Raw genomic sequence first — 17,206 nt, forward strand, 5'->3', positions numbered from 1 at the left:
CGCCGTCTCGCGCGGGAGTCGTCACGTTGATGGCGATCACTATCGATACGTAGCGTGTGAGCAGCACGGCAGAGATCATCACCGTAGTCGCGACGATCGCCGGACTGGGCGTCGTTTCGACGATCCTCTCCGACAGACTGGAGATCCCGAGCGTCCTCTTTTTGATTCTCACGGGTGTCCTCGTCGGCCCGGAGGGACTCGGGCTCATCACACCTGCCGTGTTCGGCGGTGCGGACGGCGCGTTACCGGCTATCGTCGGCCTCAGCGTCGCAATTATCGTCTTCGAGGGGGCGTTCTCGCTGGATGCCGAACGGCTACAAGAAGCACCCCGGGTGACGCTCCGACTCGTTACGGTCGGGGCGGTCGTCACGCTTGTCGGAACGACAGTCGTCGTCCATTATTTCCTTGGAACGGCGTGGGACGTCTCGCTGCTGGTCGGATCGTTGCTGGTCGCGACTGGCCCGACGGTCATTACGCCGATTATGGACGTCGTGATGGTCCGCAAGCGAGTCGCCTCGACGCTGGAGACGGAGGGCGTCGTCAACGACGTGACGGCGGCGATCCTCGCGGTCGTCACCTTTGAGTTCGTCGTTCTCAGCCGCCGGGGCATCGAGCGAGTGGTCAGCGGGTTCCTCTTGCAGTTCGGGACTGGCATCGCCGTCGGAGTCGTCGTCGCGCTGCTCGCATGGGTCACCCTCACGCGACTCGGGCGCTCGGACAACGGCCCACAGAACGCCCGGTTGATCGTGCTCGTCACCGCGTTGATCACCTACGGCGCCGCTGAGTCAACCTACTCGTTGCTCTTCGCTGGAGTCGTCGGAACTGGACACTCCGAGGCCGGAATCGCCGCGGTTGCGGCCGGCGGGTTCGTCCTCGGGAACCTCGACATTCCGTACCGGGAGACGATCGAGCAATTCAAAGGCGACGTGACGCTGCTGGTCAACTCGTTCGTGTTTATTACACTTGCCTCGCTGCTGTCGGTGAGCGACCTCCGGACGCTCGGACTGGCGGGGCTCGCGGCTGCGGTCCTCATCGCGGCGGTCGTCCGCCCGCTTGCGGTCATACTCTGTACGGCCGGGGATACGTTCTCGTTGCGCGAGCGCGCGTTCATGAGCGCGATGGGGCCGCGCGGGATCATCCCCGCGTCGGTCGCGACGCTGTTCGCACTGGAGTTGAACGCACAGAACCCGGCAGCGCAGAGCCCCGAAGCGACGACGCTCGTCGGGATGGTATTTCTCGTCATCGTCCTGACCGTCGTGTTTGAAGGCGGTGGCGCACGACATATCGCACAGGCACTGAACGTGATCCCGAAACGCGTCATCATCGTCGGCGGCGGTCGGATCGGACGGGAACTGGCGTCTCGACTCGACGACCGCAACGAGGAGGTCGTGATCGTCGAGCAGGACCCGGACGTCGTCGAGCGACTCCGCTGTGACGGCTGTACCGTTCAGGAAGGCGACGGAACGGACAGGCAGACGCTCGAGAAGGCGGGCATCGAGAACGCGAAGGTCGTCGCCGCCGCGACGGCGGACGACGACGTCAACATGCTGGTCAGCCAACTTGCGAGAAACGAGTTCGACGTCGGAACGGTCATCTCGCGGGTGACCGAGCCGTCCAACACGGCGGCGTTCGAGGATCTCGACGTACAGACCGTCCCGGGCTGGCGGTCGGTCGCATGGTCGATGGACAACTTCATCGAACGGCCCGCCATCGCCCGCTGGATGAACGAGTTCGACCAGAGCGGCGACGTCCAGGAAGTCGAAGTCACCAACGGCGATCGCGCCGGCAAGACGGTCGCACGACTCTCCGAAGACCTCCCGGAAGGTGTCCATCTCGCGCTCATCAGTCGAAACGGCGACAGTCAGATTCCCCACCCCGACCAGGAAATCGAGATGGGCGATCACCTCACGTTTATCGGTCGGCCCGAACCCGTCCGAAAGGCCGTCGGGTTCTGCGAGCGTTAGACCACCTCGGCAAGCGACCACGCAGCCACCGGAAACGGCGGGTCGTCAGTCTTCCGAGGCGGTCACTGCTCGCAAGATGTCGGGAGCCGCCGCGAGCGCGTCGTCCAGTTTCTCGGCGTCGGGGCCGCCGCCCTGTGCGAAGTCCGGCGGGCCGCCACCGCCGCCGCCGACGCGCCTCGCGAGTTCGCCGACGACTTCGCCGGCGTCGACCTCGCCGCCGTCGGGGACGCCCACGACGAACGTCGCGCCGTCGGCCCCCGAACCCAGAACGGCGATCTGTCCCTGCTCGACGATGGCGTTGGCCTGCGCCCGGAGTTCGTCCATGTCGGCGTCGATGCGCTGGACCACTGCGGTCGTCCCGGCGACCTCGATCTCGTCGGCGTCGGCGCCGCCGCCGGCTCGCGCCTCCGCGAGTTGCTCTTTGAGATCCTCGATCTCCTTGCCGCGGGCCTTCCATTCCTCGAAGAACCGTTCCGCAGTCTCGGGGACATCCTCGGGACTGACGTCCAGCACGTCGGCGGCGTCGTAGAGCGCGTCCTCGGTCCGCTGGGTGGCGTCGATGGCGGCGTCGCCCGCGGCGAACGTGATCCGGATGACGCCGTCCTGAATTCGCTCGGTGTTCAGGACCTTGATCGCGCCGATGTCGCCGCTTCGCGCGACGTGAGTCCCGCCGCAGGCCTGAACGTCATCGCCGACCTGGATGATCCGGATCTGCTCGCCCGGCGGGATCCCGCCCTGATAGAGGTCGAAGCCGTGTTCGTCCTCGGCCTCGTGGCGGTCGGGCCAGTTCTGGGTGACCGGGACGTTCTCCATGACGAGCTCGTTGGCCCGGTGTTCGATCTCCTTAACCTGCTCGCGGGTGATCGACTCGTAGTGGCGGACGTCGATCCGCGCGGAGTCGGTCCCCTTCTGGGCTCCGGCCTGGCGGACGTGCTCGCCCAGCACCTGCCGGGCGCTGTGGATGACGACGTGCGTCGCCGTGTGGTGGCGCATGAGCCGGCGGCGACGCGTCGCGTCGATCTGTCCGCGGACGAACTCGCCCTTGCCGGGGTCGTCGGTCGCCGTGTGGACGATCACGCCGTCGTACATCTGCGTGTCGAGGACCTCCGCAGTGGTGTCGTCGGTCGAGAGCGTGCCGTGGTCCGGCGGCTGGCCACCGCCCTCGGGGTAGAACATCGTCTGATCGAGCACCACGTCGTAGTCGCCGTCCTCGCGGTCGAACACCTCCAGCACCATCGCCTCGAAGTCGGTTCGCTGCTGGTCCTCGTAGTAGAGGCGATCCGTCTCGGGGAGTTCGGCCAGTCGGTCGGCGTACGGTACGGCTTCCTCGCCGTCGGCCGCCTCGTCGCCCTCCTCGTGGCGGTCGGCCACCAGCGCGTAGAAGTCGTCGGGCGTCTCGACCGCGACGCCGCGTTCGTCGGCGATCTCCTCGACCATGTCCGGCTGGATCCCGTGGGAGTCGTACAGCTCGATCAGCTCGTCCTCGGGGATCGGCTCGCCGGAGTCGGCGTACTCCTCGGCCAGCTGGCGGACGCGCCGGCCCCCGCGATCGAGCGTCTCGCGGTACTTCTCGACCTCCGTGCGGACGATGTCGCGGATCGTGTCCCGGTTGGTGTAGCCCAGTCGCTCGGCCTGCATGTCGACGAGTTCGTCAAGCGGCGCGTCGACGCCGACCGTATCGACCAGTCGCTTCGTGCGGCGCAGGACCATCCGGGCGAGATAACCCGTCCCGACGTTGCTCGGGACGATCCCGTCGCCAAGCATGTACGCCAGCGTCCGGGAGTGATCGGCGATGGCGTAGATCGTCTCCAGCGGCTCGACCAGCTCGCGCAGGCGCTCGACCTCGACGCCCAGCCGATCCGCGATCTCCCCGCGGGCGGCCTCGACGTCGTCGACGTCGTCGATATCCAGGTTCCCCGACAGCCGAGCGGCGTCGTGAACGATCGCCCGCGCTTCGTCGGTGTACTCGAGCCCGGCATTGTCGGTGAGGAACTCGATCATCTCCGGGTAGATCGCCTCGTAGACGGTCGCCGTCCCCTGGGAGACCCAGGTCCACCGCTCGAGGCCGTACCCGGTGTCGACGATGTAGGTGTCCATCTCCGAGTAGGTGTTCCCGTCTTTCATCTCGTAGTCGCCGTCGGGGTCCTGCTCGAACTGCATGAACACCAGCGTCGCCAGCTCCGCGCCCTTGTAGATGACCTCGAAGGCGGGCCCGGCGTTGCCGCCGCCGACCCACGGGTCCTCGATGAGCGTAATCTCCTCCAGATCGGCACCCAGCTGCTCGAACAGGCCCATGCAGTACTCGACGGTCTCCTCTTTCCAGTAGACTTCGCCCTCGTAGGCGTACTCCTCGACGTCCTCCTTGGCGTTGAACGCGTGGTGGGCCATCATCTCGAAGGCCATGGTGTGCCGTCCCGTCTTGCCGACGTTGTCGATGTCCTGCATGCGGATGCAGGGCTGACTGACGGCGAGGGGGTTCGCCGGCGGCGGCGTCTCGCCCGAGGTCACCAGCGGCTGGAAATCGTAGATCGAGGCCTGGGTCAGCAGGACGTCGTCGCGCCAGCGATTGGCGGCGACCGGATACGGCTCGATCCGGGTGTGGCCGCGCTCCTCGAAATACGAGAGGAACGCCTCGCGCATCTCGCCCAGCTCGAGTGTCTCCTCGAACCCGGGATCGTCGATGAAGCTGTACTCGTCACACGGCGGCTCCCCGCAGGTCTCCCGATCGGCGTCGAGCGTCCAGAAGTGGTCCCCACACTCCGAACACTCCTTGCGATGGAACCCGTGCTCGTCGAAATAGTCGAGCCGGTATTCCTCGGTGAGGTCGCTCATTAGCGTACTCTTGCCCGGTCCGCGCCTAAATCAGTTCCGTTGCCGACTGACCGCCCTCGAAAACAGCACGCAGACCCGCGCCGTCGGGCAGTCACGCGAGCGGGATCCGGGACTTGCGAAGGGGCTATCCGAAGTTCTCGACCTTCGCGGCCTCGGCGTCCCCGCCGGCCGATTCGAGCGCGTCCATCGCGACGTCGAGGAAGTCCGCGAACCCGTAGACGAACGCCTGTGCGTCCCCGCCGACGGCCTCGAGCGCGGCCGCCGTGGGGTCGGTCAGGTCCCGCTCCTCGTCGACGATCCGGACGAACGCGCCCGACTCGGACAGGCGCTCTAGCCGGTCGCGATGGATCGGATCGTCGTCCCGGTAGACGATCGCCGCGGCGTGATCGGCGGCCACGGCGCGCTCGCCGATGCCGACCGCGGGGCCGACGCCGGGCCCGCCGGCCAGCACGACGACGTCCGTCTCGCCCTCGTAGTAGGCGTCGCCGAACGGGCCGGCGACCGGAACCGAATCCCCGGGTTCCAGGTCGGCAAGCAGCGGCGCGACTGCACCGTCGGGGTCGATCCCGACCGTGACCTCGAAGGTGTCCGCGACGTCGGGCGAGGAGATCGTGTAGAACCGGGACTGTTCGCCGTCTTCGGTGTCGAGCGTGAGCTTGACGAACTGTCCGGGCCGGGCCGAAAAGGAGGACGGCGTCTCGAAGGCGACGGCGATCGAGTCCGGGCCGACCGACTCGACCGACGCGACGGTGAGTGGCGTTCGATCCATACCGTACTCTCCGCGCGGCCGGTGAATGGTCCTTTCGGAAGGTGCAATCCCGGGGCACAAAAACGCCCGGTCCGCCGGCATCGGTTCGTGGTTCCCGAAGGCTTTTCCTCGGCCGGTTTGAATTCTTCCTTATCATGCATGAGGATCTCAACTGGGCCATCGGTGGCGAAGCCGGCGACGGGATCGACTCGACGGGCAAGATCTTCGCTCGCGCGCTCTCCCGGGCCGGCCGCCACGTCTACACCTCCAAGGATTTCGCCTCGCGCATCCGCGGAGGCTACACGGCCTACAAGGTCCGCACGGCGGTCGAGCAGGTCGGCAGCGTCGTCGACCGGCTCGACGTGCTGATCGCGCTGACCGAGCGGACCATCGACGAGAACCTCGACGAACTCCACGAGGGCAGCGTCATCATCTACGACGGCGAGCAGGCGACGATGGGGGACGTGGAAGTCCCCGAAGGCATGATCGGGCTGGACGTCCCGCTGCAGCGCCTCGCCGAGGACGCCGGCGGGTCGATCATGCGCAACGTCGTCGCGCTCGGGGCGGCCTGCGAGGTGACGGCGTTCCCGATCGAGAACCTCGACGAAGCGCTGGAGAAACGCTTCGGCGACAAGGGCAGGGCCATCGTCGAGAACAACAGGGAAGCCGCCCGGCTCGGTCGGGAGTACGTCCGCGAGAACTACGATCACGAGTTCCCCTACGATCTGGAGACGACCGACGAGGATTACGTCCTGCTGAACGGCGATGAGGCCATCGGCATGGGTGCGATCGCCGCCGGCTGTCGGTTCTACGCCGGCTACCCGATCACGCCGGCGACGGACATCATGGAGTATCTCACCGGCCGGATCGAACAGTTCGGCGGGACGGTCGTCCAGGCCGAGGACGAGCTCGCGGCGATCAACCTGGCACTGGGGGCCGCTCGCGCCGGTGCGCGGGCGATGACGGGCACGTCGGGTCCAGGGATCGACCTGATGAGCGAGACGTTCGGGCTCGTGGCGACCACGGAGACGCCGCTGGTGATCGCCAACGTGATGCGGTCCGGTCCCTCGACCGGGATGCCGACCAAGCAGGGCCAGGAAGACCTGAACGCGATGCTCTACGGCGGCCACGGCGAGATCCCGCGGTTCGTCCTCGCGCCGACCTCGATTTCGGAGTGTTTCCACAGGACGATCGAGGCGTTCAACCTCGCCGAGAAGTACCAGCTGCCGGTGTATCTCACGGCGGACCTGTCGCTCGCGGTCACCGAGCGGACCTACGATCCGGCGGAGTTCGACATGGACGCCGTCGAGATCGAGCGCGGGAAGGTCGTCGACGAATCGGACGTCGAGGAGTGGCTCGACGAGGAGGGGCGGTTCCGGGCGCACGCGGCGACCGAGGACGGGGTCAGTCCGCGGGCGTTCCCGGGGACGGCCGACGGCGCACACATGACGACCGGGCTCGAACACGACGAACTCGGACGCCGCACCGAGGACGAAGACGTCCGCGTCGAACAGGTCCAGAAGCGCCAGCGGAAAGTCGAGACCGCACGCGAACGCGAGGACTTCGAGCCCAGAGAGTTCGGCGACCCGGACGCCGACACACTCGTGCTCACGTGGGGTTCCAACGAGGGGGCGATACGGGAAGCGATGGCACAGCTGGAGAGCGTGTCGGTCAGGTTGCTCTCGGTGCCGTATCTGTTCCCGCGTCCCGATCTCACGGAGGCGGTCGAGGCCGCCGAGGACGTGCTCGTCGTCGAAGCGAACGCGACCGGACAGTTCGCGGACCTGATCGAACAGGACACGCTACAGCGCGTCCAGTCCATTACCAAGTACACCGGCGTCCGGTTCAGGGCCGACGAGCTGGCCGAGGCGATCCGCGACGCCGTCGCGAAGACGGAGGTTCCACAATGAGTTCCGACGCCCACTTCACGGACTTCAAATCCGACAAGCAACCCACCTGGTGTCCCGGCTGCGGCGACTTCGGGACGATGAACGGCATGATGAAAGCGCTGGCCGAGACCGGCAACCACCCCGACGAGACGTTCCTCGTCGCGGGGATCGGCTGCTCGGGCAAGATCGGGACTTACATGCACAGCTACGCGCTGCACGGCGTCCACGGTCGCGCGCTACCGGTCGGGACCGGCGTGAAGTTGGCCAACCCCGACCTCGAAGTGATGGTCGCCGGCGGCGACGGCGACGGCTACTCGATCGGCGTCGGTCACTTCATCCACGCCGTCCGGCGGAACGTCGACATGACCTACGTCGTCATGGACAACCGCATCTACGGACTGACCAAGGGCCAGGCCTCGCCGACCTCCCAGGAGGGCTTCGAGACCTCGACCTCGCCCGAAGGGACGAACGTTCCGCCCGTCAACCCGAAAGCGCTGGCGCTGTCGGCGGGCGGTACCTTCATCGCACAGTCCTTTTCGTCGGACTCGCAGCGACACACCGAACTCGTCAAGCGGGCCATTGAACACGACGGGTTCGGGTTCGTCAACGTCTACAGCCCCTGCGTGACGTTCAACGACGTCGACACCTACGACTACTTCCGGGACTCGATCGTGGACGTAGAAGACATCGACCACGATCCGGGGAGCTTCGACCAGGCGAAAGACCGGATCCTCGACAGCGAGAAAGAACACATCGGCATCCTCTATCAGGACGAGGACAGCGTTCCGTACGTGGAACGCGAGGGAATCGAGGGCAGCATGGCCGAGATTCCCGATGGTGCACCCGACGGCGCGACCGACCTGGTCCGGGAATTTTACTGATCGGCAATGTCAGCGGCCACGCCGTCCCGGATCGACCGGGCGACCCGCGCGCGCGAGCGCGACTGTTCGTGGCGTTGCCCGAACACCGTTCGTGCACTTGCTGCCGCCTCGTCGTCGACCCGGAACGTTACGTCGGGGTAGACGACCTCGGTCAGCACGAGCGGTTCCGGTGGGGACGGAGCGATTCCCTCCGGGCCGTCCAGCGGTTCGGGACCGAGCACGCGTTCGATCCGGTCGCGGTCGGCCTCGCCGCGGGCGAACGCCTCGAGCAGCGTCACGAGCCGCCGGACCAGTTGCCGGGCGAACCCGTCCGCCCGGAACGCGATTTCGAGGAACGGTCCGTCGCGTTCGACCCCGACGGCGAGGTCGCGGACGGTGCCGGTCTCGTCCGGCGTGAGATTGTGGAAGTCGCGCTCGCCAGCGAGCAGTCGCGCTCCGTCGCGGGCCCGTGAGCGATCGACCTCGGGCGCATAGAGGGCGTACGTGTAGCCACGCTCGACGGCGTCGTGGGTCGCGTGAAACCCGTCGGGAACGTCGGCGCACGCCCAGGCGCGAACGTGTGCGGGAAGCGCGCTGTTGAACGCCGCCGGCGAGAGCCACTCCGGGGCCTCGAAGGCGACCGTCTGTGCGAGCGCCGAGACGCTGGCGTCAGTCCGGCCCGCGGCGGCGTAGCCCGGCGGCGTGTCGCCCTCGAGCGGGACGTCCAGCTCGCGAAGCGCGGACAGCAGCGCGTCGGCCACCGTCGCCACGTCGGGCTGGCGCTGGAACCCGTGGAACGGACGGCCGTCGTAGGCGATCCGGAACGCGCGCATGCCTGCGCTTCGCCGGGGATCGAAAAGACACGTTCGGTTCCGGTCGATCCGGGAGAGATATCTGTTGACACACATCAATACGTCTTCATATCGGGTGCGTGCGTCTCTCCTGCATGGAAACGACGACACCGTCCGCCGGCGCGCAGGTCCGATCCCCGTGGCGTCGGCTCCTCGGACCGACACTGACCGTCTGGGTCGGGCTAGCTGTGCTCGCGATCACTAACGGGATCCTCCACGAGGCGCTGCTGGCACCAGCGCTTGGCGACGGCGTGGCGCACGTTCTCAGCACGCTCCTGCTCGCCGCCGCGGTCGCGACGGTCGCGGCACTGTTCGTCCGTCGCTTCGCCCACGAGGCCGACCGACGGACGCTCCTCTCGATCGGTGGCCTCTGGACGGTCCTGACGCTCGCGTTCGAGTTCGGCTTCGGGCGCTACGTCGTGGGCAAATCCTGGGCCGTCCTGCTGGCCGACTACGACGTGCTGGCCGGCCGGATCTGGGTGCTCGTGCCTCTGACGCTGCTCGTCGCTCCGCTGGTCGCCGCGCGATACGTCGAGCGGAGATAGCGACGGGCCTGTCGTAGCGCCGCCGTCAGACGGAACCGAACTCGTTTTGCCCCGGGTACTCCCAGGGAGAGGCATGTTCGAACAGTTCGAGGTCGTCCCTGCGGTGGACATGCAGGACGGACAGGTCGTCCAGCTGGTCGGTGGGGAACGCGGGACCGGAACGACCTACGGCGATCCGGTCGAGGCCGCCCGGCGGTGGGTCGAGGCGGGCGCGCGGACGCTCCATCTCGTCGATCTCGACGGCGCGTTCGAGGGCGAGCGCGAGAACGCCGAGGCGATCGAGGCGATCCGCGAGGCCGTCGACGTCGAGGTCCAGCTCGGCGGCGGGATCCGGACCGTCGAGGACGCCGTCGGGCTCCTCGATGCGGGCGTCGACCGGGTGATCCTCGGGACGGCCGCCGTCGAGAACCCCGAGATCGTCGCCGCGATCAGCGACGAACACCCCGAAAGCGTGCTCGTGAGTCTGGACGCGAAAGACGGCGAGGTCGTCGTCTCGGGCTGGACCGAAGGGACCGGCCTGGACCCGGCCGAAGCCGCCGAACGATACGAGAATCTGGGGGCCGGCGGGATCCTCTTCACCGACGTCGATGTCGAGGGACAGCTCGAGGGCGTCCGGACGGAACCGGTCCGTCGCGTCGTCGAGGCCGTCGACATCCCGGTGATCGCCAGCGGCGGCGTCGCGACGATCGGGGACGTACAGGCGCTGCAGGAGGCGGGCGCGGCCGCGGTCGTCGTCGGCAGCGCGCTCTACGAGGGGACGTTCACGCTCGAAGCGGCGATGGACGCCCTCGAGTAGCGGCTGTCGGGAAACGAAGTGGGATTTTACTGTCGGGCGTTGCTATCCCCAGGTATGGAGTTCGCCACCGTTCAGGGAGACATCGCCGAACAGAGCGCGGACGCGCTGGTCAACGCCGCCGGGACGAGCCTGCAGATGGGAAGCGGCGTCGCCGGCGCGCTCCGGCGCGGCGCGAACGGCCCGATTAACGAGGAAGCTACCTCGAAGGGACCGATCGACCTCGGCGAGGTAGCCGTCACCGACGCCTACGACCTCGACGCCGAGCACGTCATTCACGCGGCCGCGATGCCACATTACGACGACGGCCGAGCGACCAAGCAGAGCATCCGCGATGCGACCAGCCACAGCCTCGAAACGGCCGACGAACTCGGCTGCGAGTCGCTGGTCGTGCCGATCCTCGGAACGGGAGCAGCCGCCTTCGAGTTCGAGGACGGGGCGCGACTGGTGTGCGAAACGATCGCGGCCTACGAGTCCGACACCCTGGAAGACGTGCGCGTGATCGCCTACTCGCCAGCGAAGTACCGACTGCTCGAAGACATCGCCGGGGAAGTACGCGGCGACTGATCTTTCACTCGCGTGCCGGACGTCGCCGGTGGCCGGTCGTTTGACAATACCTGAGCCGAAACGTCTAGACGATGGTCGATCCAGTCGCGGACCCGCTGGCGGAAGTCGTTCTCCACTTGCTGGTCGCGTTCGGACTGGGCGCGCTGATCGGGATCGAGCGCGAGCAAAGCGAGTCCGCGGGCGCGATTGCCGGCAGTCGCACCTTCCCGCTCTTCGCGCTGTACGGCGCGCTCGTCTGGGGTTTCTTTCCCGATGCCTTCCCGTTCGCGCTCGCCATGCTCGCGGTCCCACTGACGGTCGCGTACGTCGCCCGGGTCGTCTACGAGGGCGATATCGGGCTCACGACGGTCGCGGCCGCGCTGCTGACCGTATTGCTCGGCGCGATGACGATGCACTCCCAGCAGGCGGCCACGCTCGCAGTCGTCGTCGGCGGCGCAGTCACCGTCTTGCTCACGGTCAAAGATCCGATCCACGAGTTCGCCGACCGGATCGAGCGACGCGAACGGCTCGCTTCGGCGAAGTTCGTGCTCGTGGTACTCGTGGTCCTGCCCGCGCTTCCGGATCGAGAGGTCGAGGCGCTGTACGGTCTCAACCCCCGGTTCGTCTGGCTGATGGTCGTGTTCGTCACCGGGCTCGGGTTCGTCGCGTACGTGCTCGGGCGCGTGCTGGGGACGGAACGCGGGATCGCGATCACGGGCGTCGTCGGCGGGTTCGTCTCCTCGACGGCGACGACCGTCTCGATGGCCGAAAAGACCGTCGAGAACGCGACGCTGTATCACGTCTGTGGCTTCGCTGTCGTCACCGCCTCGATCGTCATGTTCCCGCGGGCGCTGATCGAAGTCGCGGTCGTCAACCCCGAGCTACTGCCACACGTGGTTCTCCCGCTGGGCGCGATGACGCTCGTCGGCGCGGTCGCCGCAGTCGTGCTGTACTGGCGGACGACCGCCGAGGAGACCGTCGAGGCCGAGGAACTCGAGAACCCGTTCCGACTCAGGCCGGCGCTTCTGTTCGGCGCGATCTTCGCCGTCGTCCTGCTGGTCTCGGAGTACGCGAACGAGTGGTTCGGCGCGTCGGGAATCTACGCGACGGCGTTCTTCTCGGGACTGGCCGACGTCGACGCCATGACGCTCACGCTGAGCCGACTCGCCGCTGACGGAACCGTCGAGCCGGCGGTCGCAACGACCGGCATCGTCATCGCGGCCGTCGCCAACACGTTCGTCAAGGCCGCGCTGGCGTGGGCGCTCGGGACGCGAAAGCTCGGCCAGCTCGTGACGCTCGTGCTGGGAATCGTCGTCGTCAGCGGCGTGGCGTTGCTGGCTGTCGTCGTGTAGGGGTCTCGACTCGATGGGGCGACAGCTATCGCTCTCGCAACCGCACCTCGCGGGCGGCGTACGGTTCCAGAAACGGATCGATCCCGCCGCCGCCGTTTCCGACCGCGTACCGCTGTCCGTCTACCTCGAAGACGAGACTGTTCTCCATGGGGAACTCCGCGGTCGGGTCGCCGACGAGGCTCTGACGGACGTCGACGATCGACACGTCCTCGAAGCGCTCTCGCCCGCCGGAGTCGGTCCGTTCGACGAGGAGATCGGCCGCCAGTTCGCGGCCGGCCTCGCGGTGGAGGGCGGCGTTCGTCACGGCCGTCCGGAGGTGGTCGTATCTCGACGGGAGCGGGTCCGGCTCCGAACGGAAGACCGTCTCGCCCATCGGCCAGACGTTGCTGATCAGGTTGCCATAGAAGCCGCTGGCGACCTCAGGCTGGGCGAACGCGAGCGCGTACTCCTCGCCGTGGCGGCCGCTGAGCACGTCGTAACTCCCCATCACCCCCGTCCGCTCGTCCGCGATGACGAACACCGGCGGGGTCGCTTCCCAGACCCGAAGGACGTTCGCGTATCTGTCCGCCTCGGCGAGCCCGTCGGCGGTCTCGGCGGCGTCGGGGCCGAGCAACAGACAGTAAACGAACACCCCTCGATCGACGGCGTCGGCCAGCGCTCCGGCGAGGTGTTCGAACTCCGAGGCGGGCACGACGACGAACGCCTCGTGGTCCGCCGTCTCGATGGCGCTGCGGGCGCGCCGGCGGACGGTCGCCCGCGAGTGGACGACCTCGAACTCCGCCCGCCCCGCGCCGCCGGCGTACTCGGCTTCGATCGCGGACTCCAGGTCGTCGATCCGGCCGGTCAGTCCGTCGATCGCTGCCTCGGGTTCGCGAGCCCGGATGGTCGTCGGCGAGGTGCTCTCGTCGACCGCCACGAAACCCCGGTCGGCCAGCGTCTCGACGACCTCGTAGACGTACCCCTGTGAGACGCCCGCGGCGTCGGCGATCTCGCCCGTCGTCGCCGAGCCGGCTCGGAGAATCGCCCGATACACGTCGATCTCGGTCGGGGAAAGCCCGAACGCAATCAGGTGCTTCCGGAGTGGGTCCCCACTCATTGGAAACATATTCATCGACTATTCCAAAATACTTTTCTCACTTTCGCCGGGAGACTGAGACATGGCACAGGCAAACGACGGGAGCGACCGGGGCGTGCTCACGTCCCGGCGGCTGTGGACGGCCGCGATCGTACTGTTCGTCGCGCTCGAGGGGCTCGGACTGCAGATGCGCGGTCCGCTGTTGCCGATCTTTGGGGATCAGTGGGGGATCAGCGAGGGGGCGCAGGGGCTGGTCAGTCCGGCCGGGACGCTCGGGTTCGCGGTGACGATCCTTATCGCCGGGGCGATCGCGGGCCGGATCGACACCCGCCGGTACTTCCTGGGCGGGATCCTCGTCACGATCGTCGGCGTGGTCGGGATGGCGCTGGCCCCGTTTTTCGTCGCGTATCTCGGCTTCCTGCTGCTGCGCGGACTCGGGACCGGTGTCTCACGCGGGCTGGATCGGCCGCTTTTGAGCCACCTCTATCCGAACGCCCGAGGTCGGGTGTTCAATCTCTACGACATGGCGTGGGCGATCGGCGCGGCGGCGGGCCCGGTCGTGTTGAGTATCGCCGTCGCAATCGGCGACTGGCGATATGCCTACGGTGCGCTCGCGGTCGCGTTCGGTCTCGTCGCCGCGCTCGTCTGGCACCTCGAAACGCCCGCCGACGACGCCGAGGAGGAACTCGATCTCTCCGCCGCGGGTGGTCTCGTGCGGACGCCCGCAGTGGCGGCCACGATCGTCGGGCTGGTCTTTCACACCGGGCTCGAAGGGGGGATGTTCCTCTGGTTACCGACCTTCGGCCGCGACATCGCCGGGCTCAGTTCGACGCGCGCGAACCTCCTGTTGAGCGCGTTCACCGTCGCGTACATCCCCGGCCGGTTCGTCTACACGCTCATCGCCGAGCGCGTTCCCTACGGTCCGCTGGTCGTCGCCCTCGAAATCCTGATCGTCCCCGTCTTCCTCTGGACGTTCTTCGTCGCGGAGGGCCCGATCGTCTTCGCCGGGGTCGCGCTCCTCGGCGTGCTCGTCTCGGGGATCTTCCCGACGCTGCTGGCGTTCGGAACCCAGGCCGCACCCGAATACAGCGCCCCGATCAACGCGATCTCGACCTCGACGGCGTCGGTCAGCATGGCGATCGTCCCGGTCGCGATGGGCGCGCTGGCCGGTGTCTACAGTATTCGCACCGCGATGTGGGTCCCGCTCGCGCTGACCGTCCTCGTCGCGCCGACCGTCCTGATCGCCAGACGGATCGATCCGAACATCTAGGGGCGACCAGACACACTCTTTGGGCCGGCCCGCCTTGGGTCACAATATGACCGACCGGACCGCAGCCGTCACACGCGAGACGGCCGAGACCGAGATCGAAGTGACGCTCGACGTCGACGGCGACGGCGACGCGACGATCGACACGGGAATCGGCTTTCTCGATCACATGCTCGAATCGTTCGCGACCCACGGGCTGTTCGACCTGACCGTCACCTGTGATGGCGATCTGGAGATCGACGATCACCACACCGTCGAGGACGTCGCGATCACGATCGGCGAGGCGCTCGAACAGGCGCTGGGCGACAAGCGCGGGATCGTCCGGTTCGCCGACCGGCGGGTGCCGCTCGACGAGGCCGTCGCGGGGATCGTGCTGGACATCTCCGGGCGACCCCACTTCGAGTTCGACGGCGAGTTTTCCCAGGCGTCGGTCGGCGAGTTGACCAGCCACATGGCTCAGCACTTCCTGCGCTCGCTCGCGATGAACGCCGGGCTGACGCTGCACGCAGAGGTCACCGGCGAGAACGCCCACCACGAGATCGAGGCGCTGTTCAAGTGCCTCGCTCGCGCGCTCGACGACGCCACCCGGATCGACGAGCGACGGGCCGACGTCGCCAGCACGAAGGGCACGCTCTAGGCTGTTAAACTCCGGTGGAGCCATCCCGGGGATCCGAGAGGGCAAGTCGTATGTCCGTCCCGGGCGACCGCCCGAGCATGGAACCGCTCAATCGGATGGCGACCGAGCTGGTCGACGAGGCGATAGACTTCGCCGACGAGCTCGCGATCGCTGTCAAGCAGCTCGATTCGGAAGCGACGGTGCTCGACTTCGGCGTGGGCGTCCCCGGCGGGATCGAGGCCGGACTGATGCTCGCGGAGATCCAGACGGCCGGGCTGGCGACGCTCGATTCGACGCTCGGCGAGATCGACGACACGCCGCGGACGCACGTCGAGCTCTCGACGGACTACCCCGGGCTCGCGCTGCTGGGCGCACAGAAGGCGGGCTGGGAGGTCAGCGTCGAGGGCTTCGAGGGGCTGGGCAGCGGCCCGGCCCGGGCGCTGGTCGCCGAGGAGGAGGAGTACGCGCGACTGGGCTATCAGGACGACTTCGAGTTCGCGGTGCTGGCGCTGGAAGCCGACACGCTGCCGGACGACCCGGTCGTCTCGGAGGTCGCCGATCGGGCCGGCGTCCCCGAGAGCGGCGTGTTCCTGCCGACCTACGCCACCGCGAGCCTGACCGGCAGCGTCGCCGCGGCGGCCAGGGCGGCGGAGCTGGCCCTGTTCCGCCTGCTGGAACTGGGCTACGACCCGCTGGACGTGCTCTCGGCGTCGGCGTCGGCCCCGGTCGCGCCCGTCGCCAGCGAGGAGTCCACTGCGATGGCCCGCACGACCGACGCGCTCGCGTACGGCGGGCAGGTCCATCTGGTCGTCTCCGAACCGTTCGACCGCTTCGACGAGGTCGTCTCGACCGCGGGCGAGGCATACGACGAACCGTTCGAGGCGATCTTCGAATCTGTCGAGTGGGCCCACGAGGAGTTGGCGACGGCGCTGTTCGGTCCCGCGCAGGTGACCGTCGACGTCGTCGGGGGCGACACCCATATCTACGGACAGCGGCGCGAGGACCTGCTCGCGGAAAGCTTCGGTCTGTAGCCCGACCCGCTGTCGTATCCGACTGTCGACACCGAAATTCGACTGTCGAGACTCTGATTCGACCGCCAGTGGCGGGAAGTATTTTGCCGGCCGGGTCGAACGGCGCGTATGGCCGAGCAACTCCGACCGGGCGTGTGGCTGCTGGACGTCGGGCTCGTTCGGCCGGTGAACACCAACAGCTACCTCGTCGACGACGGGACGGTGACGCTGATCGACACGGGGCTGTGGGTCAACTGCCCGTCGTTACACTCGGAACTCGCCGCGGCCGGATACGACCCGTCCGACGTCGACCGCGTCCTGCTCACCCATTACGACCTCGATCACACGACGGGGCTCGGACGTCTCGAACCCCGGTTCGACGGCCCGGTCTACATCGGCCACCGGGACTACGACCTCGCCACCGGGGGGTTCGATCCGCCGCTCGTCCACCACAAGGGACTGTTCCATCGGCTCGTCCGGCCGTTCTTTCCGATTCCCGCCGGCGACGTCCGCCCGGTCGCGGACGGCGATCGGATCGGCGAGTTCACAGCGTTCGACACCCCCGGACACAACCCCGGGCACGTGGCGTACGTCCACGACAGCGGCGCGGCGTTCGTCGGCGACTTGCTGTGGGGGAGCAACGGCGGGCTCGCGATGCCGGTCTGGCTGGACAGCTACGACATGGACGAACTCCGGGAGAGCGTCGTCGACTTCTACGCCCGTGCCCCGCCGTTCGAGGTGCTCGCGATGGGGCACGGAACGCCGATCACGACCGACGCACGAGCGGTCTACCGCGACCTGATCGACCGTCTGTGATCGGTCGGGAACCAGCTGTTCCCGGAGCCGAACGTCACGTCT

The 17,206-nt window shown here is 67.6% G+C and carries 15 protein-coding genes; 11 read left to right on the forward strand and 4 right to left on the reverse strand.

The features are described 5' to 3' along the window. The first annotated feature begins 56 nt into the window (after nucleotides 1-56). A complete protein-coding gene (locus HSR122_RS12980; RefSeq protein ID WP_229110226.1) occupies nucleotides 57-1,964 on the forward strand; it encodes a cation:proton antiporter domain-containing protein in 1,908 nt (635 codons plus the stop codon). A 45-nt stretch (nucleotides 1,965-2,009) separates the two neighbouring features. Here the strand turns inward: HSR122_RS12980 and alaS are convergent, their stop codons facing one another. Together alaS and HSR122_RS12990 are read right to left on the reverse strand one after the other, a co-directional pair. After that, the gene (alaS, locus tag HSR122_RS12985) at nucleotides 2,010-4,796 is read right to left on the reverse strand and encodes an alanine--tRNA ligase (RefSeq protein WP_229110227.1); all 2,787 of its coding nucleotides are present in this window, start codon (nucleotides 4,794-4,796) and stop codon (nucleotides 2,010-2,012) included. Between the two features lie 124 nt (nucleotides 4,797-4,920). Beyond that, on the reverse strand, nucleotides 4,921-5,565 hold the full coding sequence (locus tag HSR122_RS12990) for an FAD-dependent oxidoreductase (RefSeq protein WP_229110228.1): 645 nt from the start codon (nucleotides 5,563-5,565) through the stop codon (nucleotides 4,921-4,923). 134 nt (nucleotides 5,566-5,699) lie between these two features. On the opposite strand from HSR122_RS12990, the gene HSR122_RS12995 reads away from it, so the two are divergent. Together HSR122_RS12995 and HSR122_RS13000 are read left to right on the forward strand one after the other, a co-directional pair. Beyond that, entirely contained in the window at nucleotides 5,700-7,454 is a 1,755-nt protein-coding gene (locus tag HSR122_RS12995) for a 2-oxoacid:acceptor oxidoreductase subunit alpha (RefSeq protein ID WP_229110229.1), read from the forward strand. Then, entirely contained in the window at nucleotides 7,451-8,314 is an 864-nt protein-coding gene (locus HSR122_RS13000; protein WP_229110230.1) for a 2-oxoacid:ferredoxin oxidoreductase subunit beta, read from the forward strand. The genes HSR122_RS12995 and HSR122_RS13000 overlap by 4 nt, the downstream gene beginning before the upstream one ends. On the opposite strand, the gene truA is transcribed toward HSR122_RS13000, so the two are convergent. Next, nucleotides 8,308-9,126: a tRNA pseudouridine(38-40) synthase TruA gene (gene truA, locus HSR122_RS13005; RefSeq protein ID WP_229110231.1), complete on the reverse strand. Its 819-nt coding sequence runs from the start codon at nucleotides 9,124-9,126 to the stop codon at nucleotides 8,308-8,310. The genes HSR122_RS13000 and truA overlap by 7 nt on opposite strands. 113 nt (nucleotides 9,127-9,239) lie before the next feature. Between truA and HSR122_RS13010 the strand changes: the two genes are divergently transcribed. The 4 genes from HSR122_RS13010 to HSR122_RS13025 all read left to right on the forward strand — a co-directional run bounded on the left by HSR122_RS13010 (nucleotide 9,240) and on the right by HSR122_RS13025 (nucleotide 12,380). After that, a complete protein-coding gene (locus HSR122_RS13010; protein ID WP_229110232.1) occupies nucleotides 9,240-9,689 on the forward strand; it encodes a hypothetical protein in 450 nt (149 codons plus the stop codon). A 73-nt stretch (nucleotides 9,690-9,762) separates the two neighbouring features. Continuing rightward, nucleotides 9,763-10,485: a 1-(5-phosphoribosyl)-5-[(5-phosphoribosylamino)methylideneamino]imidazole-4-carboxamide isomerase gene (gene hisA / locus HSR122_RS13015; RefSeq protein WP_229110233.1), complete on the forward strand. Its 723-nt coding sequence runs from the start codon at nucleotides 9,763-9,765 to the stop codon at nucleotides 10,483-10,485. A 54-nt stretch (nucleotides 10,486-10,539) separates the two neighbouring features. After that, entirely contained in the window at nucleotides 10,540-11,049 is a 510-nt protein-coding gene (locus HSR122_RS13020) for a macro domain-containing protein (RefSeq protein WP_229110234.1), read from the forward strand. Between the two features lie 71 nt (nucleotides 11,050-11,120). After that, nucleotides 11,121-12,380 carry an MgtC/SapB family protein gene (locus tag HSR122_RS13025; protein WP_229110235.1) on the forward strand — a complete coding sequence of 420 codons (1,260 nt, stop codon included), beginning with the start codon at nucleotides 11,121-11,123 and terminating at the stop codon, nucleotides 12,378-12,380. 25 nt (nucleotides 12,381-12,405) lie between these two features. On the opposite strand, the gene HSR122_RS13030 is transcribed toward HSR122_RS13025, so the two are convergent. Then, nucleotides 12,406-13,476 (reverse strand): TrmB family transcriptional regulator, encoded by a 1,071-nt coding sequence (locus tag HSR122_RS13030; protein ID WP_229110236.1) that lies wholly within the window; start codon nucleotides 13,474-13,476, stop codon nucleotides 12,406-12,408. Nucleotides 13,477-13,537: 61 nt separating this feature from the next. Between HSR122_RS13030 and HSR122_RS13035 the strand changes: the two genes are divergently transcribed. The 4 genes from HSR122_RS13035 to HSR122_RS13050 all read left to right on the forward strand — a co-directional run bounded on the left by HSR122_RS13035 (nucleotide 13,538) and on the right by HSR122_RS13050 (nucleotide 17,164). Beyond that, nucleotides 13,538-14,725: an MFS transporter gene (locus HSR122_RS13035; RefSeq protein ID WP_229110237.1), complete on the forward strand. Its 1,188-nt coding sequence runs from the start codon at nucleotides 13,538-13,540 to the stop codon at nucleotides 14,723-14,725. A 46-nt stretch (nucleotides 14,726-14,771) separates the two neighbouring features. After that, nucleotides 14,772-15,359 carry an imidazoleglycerol-phosphate dehydratase HisB gene (hisB, locus tag HSR122_RS13040; protein WP_229110238.1) on the forward strand — a complete coding sequence of 196 codons (588 nt, stop codon included), beginning with the start codon at nucleotides 14,772-14,774 and terminating at the stop codon, nucleotides 15,357-15,359. A gap of 77 nt (nucleotides 15,360-15,436) precedes the next feature. Further along, nucleotides 15,437-16,369 (forward strand): methenyltetrahydromethanopterin cyclohydrolase, encoded by a 933-nt coding sequence (mch, locus tag HSR122_RS13045; protein WP_229110239.1) that lies wholly within the window; start codon nucleotides 15,437-15,439, stop codon nucleotides 16,367-16,369. Nucleotides 16,370-16,477: 108 nt separating this feature from the next. After that, complete coding sequence (locus HSR122_RS13050; protein WP_229110240.1) at nucleotides 16,478-17,164, forward strand: MBL fold metallo-hydrolase; 687 nt, start codon at nucleotides 16,478-16,480, stop codon at nucleotides 17,162-17,164. Nucleotides 17,165-17,206 lie beyond the last annotated feature (42 nt).

The organism is Halapricum desulfuricans, from assembly GCF_017094525.1.
Taxonomy (GTDB): domain Archaea; phylum Halobacteriota; class Halobacteria; order Halobacteriales; family Haloarculaceae; genus Halapricum; species Halapricum desulfuricans.

What these genes read in the sequence shown, in the direction of transcription:
- alaS (WP_229110227.1), bottom strand. Translation starts at nt 4,796, where the DNA reads ATGAGCGACCTCACCGAGGAATACCGGCTCGACTATTTCGACGAGCAC.
- HSR122_RS12990 (WP_229110228.1), bottom strand. Translation starts at nt 5,565, where the DNA reads ATGGATCGAACGCCACTCACCGTCGCGTCGGTCGAGTCGGTCGGCCCG.
- HSR122_RS12995 (WP_229110229.1), top strand. Translation starts at nt 5,700, where the DNA reads ATGCATGAGGATCTCAACTGGGCCATCGGTGGCGAAGCCGGCGACGGG.
- HSR122_RS13000 (WP_229110230.1), top strand. Translation starts at nt 7,451, where the DNA reads ATGAGTTCCGACGCCCACTTCACGGACTTCAAATCCGACAAGCAACCC.
- truA (WP_229110231.1), bottom strand. Translation starts at nt 9,126, where the DNA reads ATGCGCGCGTTCCGGATCGCCTACGACGGCCGTCCGTTCCACGGGTTC.
- HSR122_RS13010 (WP_229110232.1), top strand. Translation starts at nt 9,240, where the DNA reads ATGGAAACGACGACACCGTCCGCCGGCGCGCAGGTCCGATCCCCGTGG.
- hisA (WP_229110233.1), top strand. Translation starts at nt 9,763, where the DNA reads ATGTTCGAACAGTTCGAGGTCGTCCCTGCGGTGGACATGCAGGACGGA.
- HSR122_RS13020 (WP_229110234.1), top strand. Translation starts at nt 10,540, where the DNA reads ATGGAGTTCGCCACCGTTCAGGGAGACATCGCCGAACAGAGCGCGGAC.
- HSR122_RS13025 (WP_229110235.1), top strand. Translation starts at nt 11,121, where the DNA reads ATGGTCGATCCAGTCGCGGACCCGCTGGCGGAAGTCGTTCTCCACTTG.
- HSR122_RS13030 (WP_229110236.1), bottom strand. Translation starts at nt 13,476, where the DNA reads ATGAGTGGGGACCCACTCCGGAAGCACCTGATTGCGTTCGGGCTTTCC.
- HSR122_RS13035 (WP_229110237.1), top strand. Translation starts at nt 13,538, where the DNA reads ATGGCACAGGCAAACGACGGGAGCGACCGGGGCGTGCTCACGTCCCGG.
- hisB (WP_229110238.1), top strand. Translation starts at nt 14,772, where the DNA reads ATGACCGACCGGACCGCAGCCGTCACACGCGAGACGGCCGAGACCGAG.
- mch (WP_229110239.1), top strand. Translation starts at nt 15,437, where the DNA reads ATGGAACCGCTCAATCGGATGGCGACCGAGCTGGTCGACGAGGCGATA.
- HSR122_RS13050 (WP_229110240.1), top strand. Translation starts at nt 16,478, where the DNA reads ATGGCCGAGCAACTCCGACCGGGCGTGTGGCTGCTGGACGTCGGGCTC.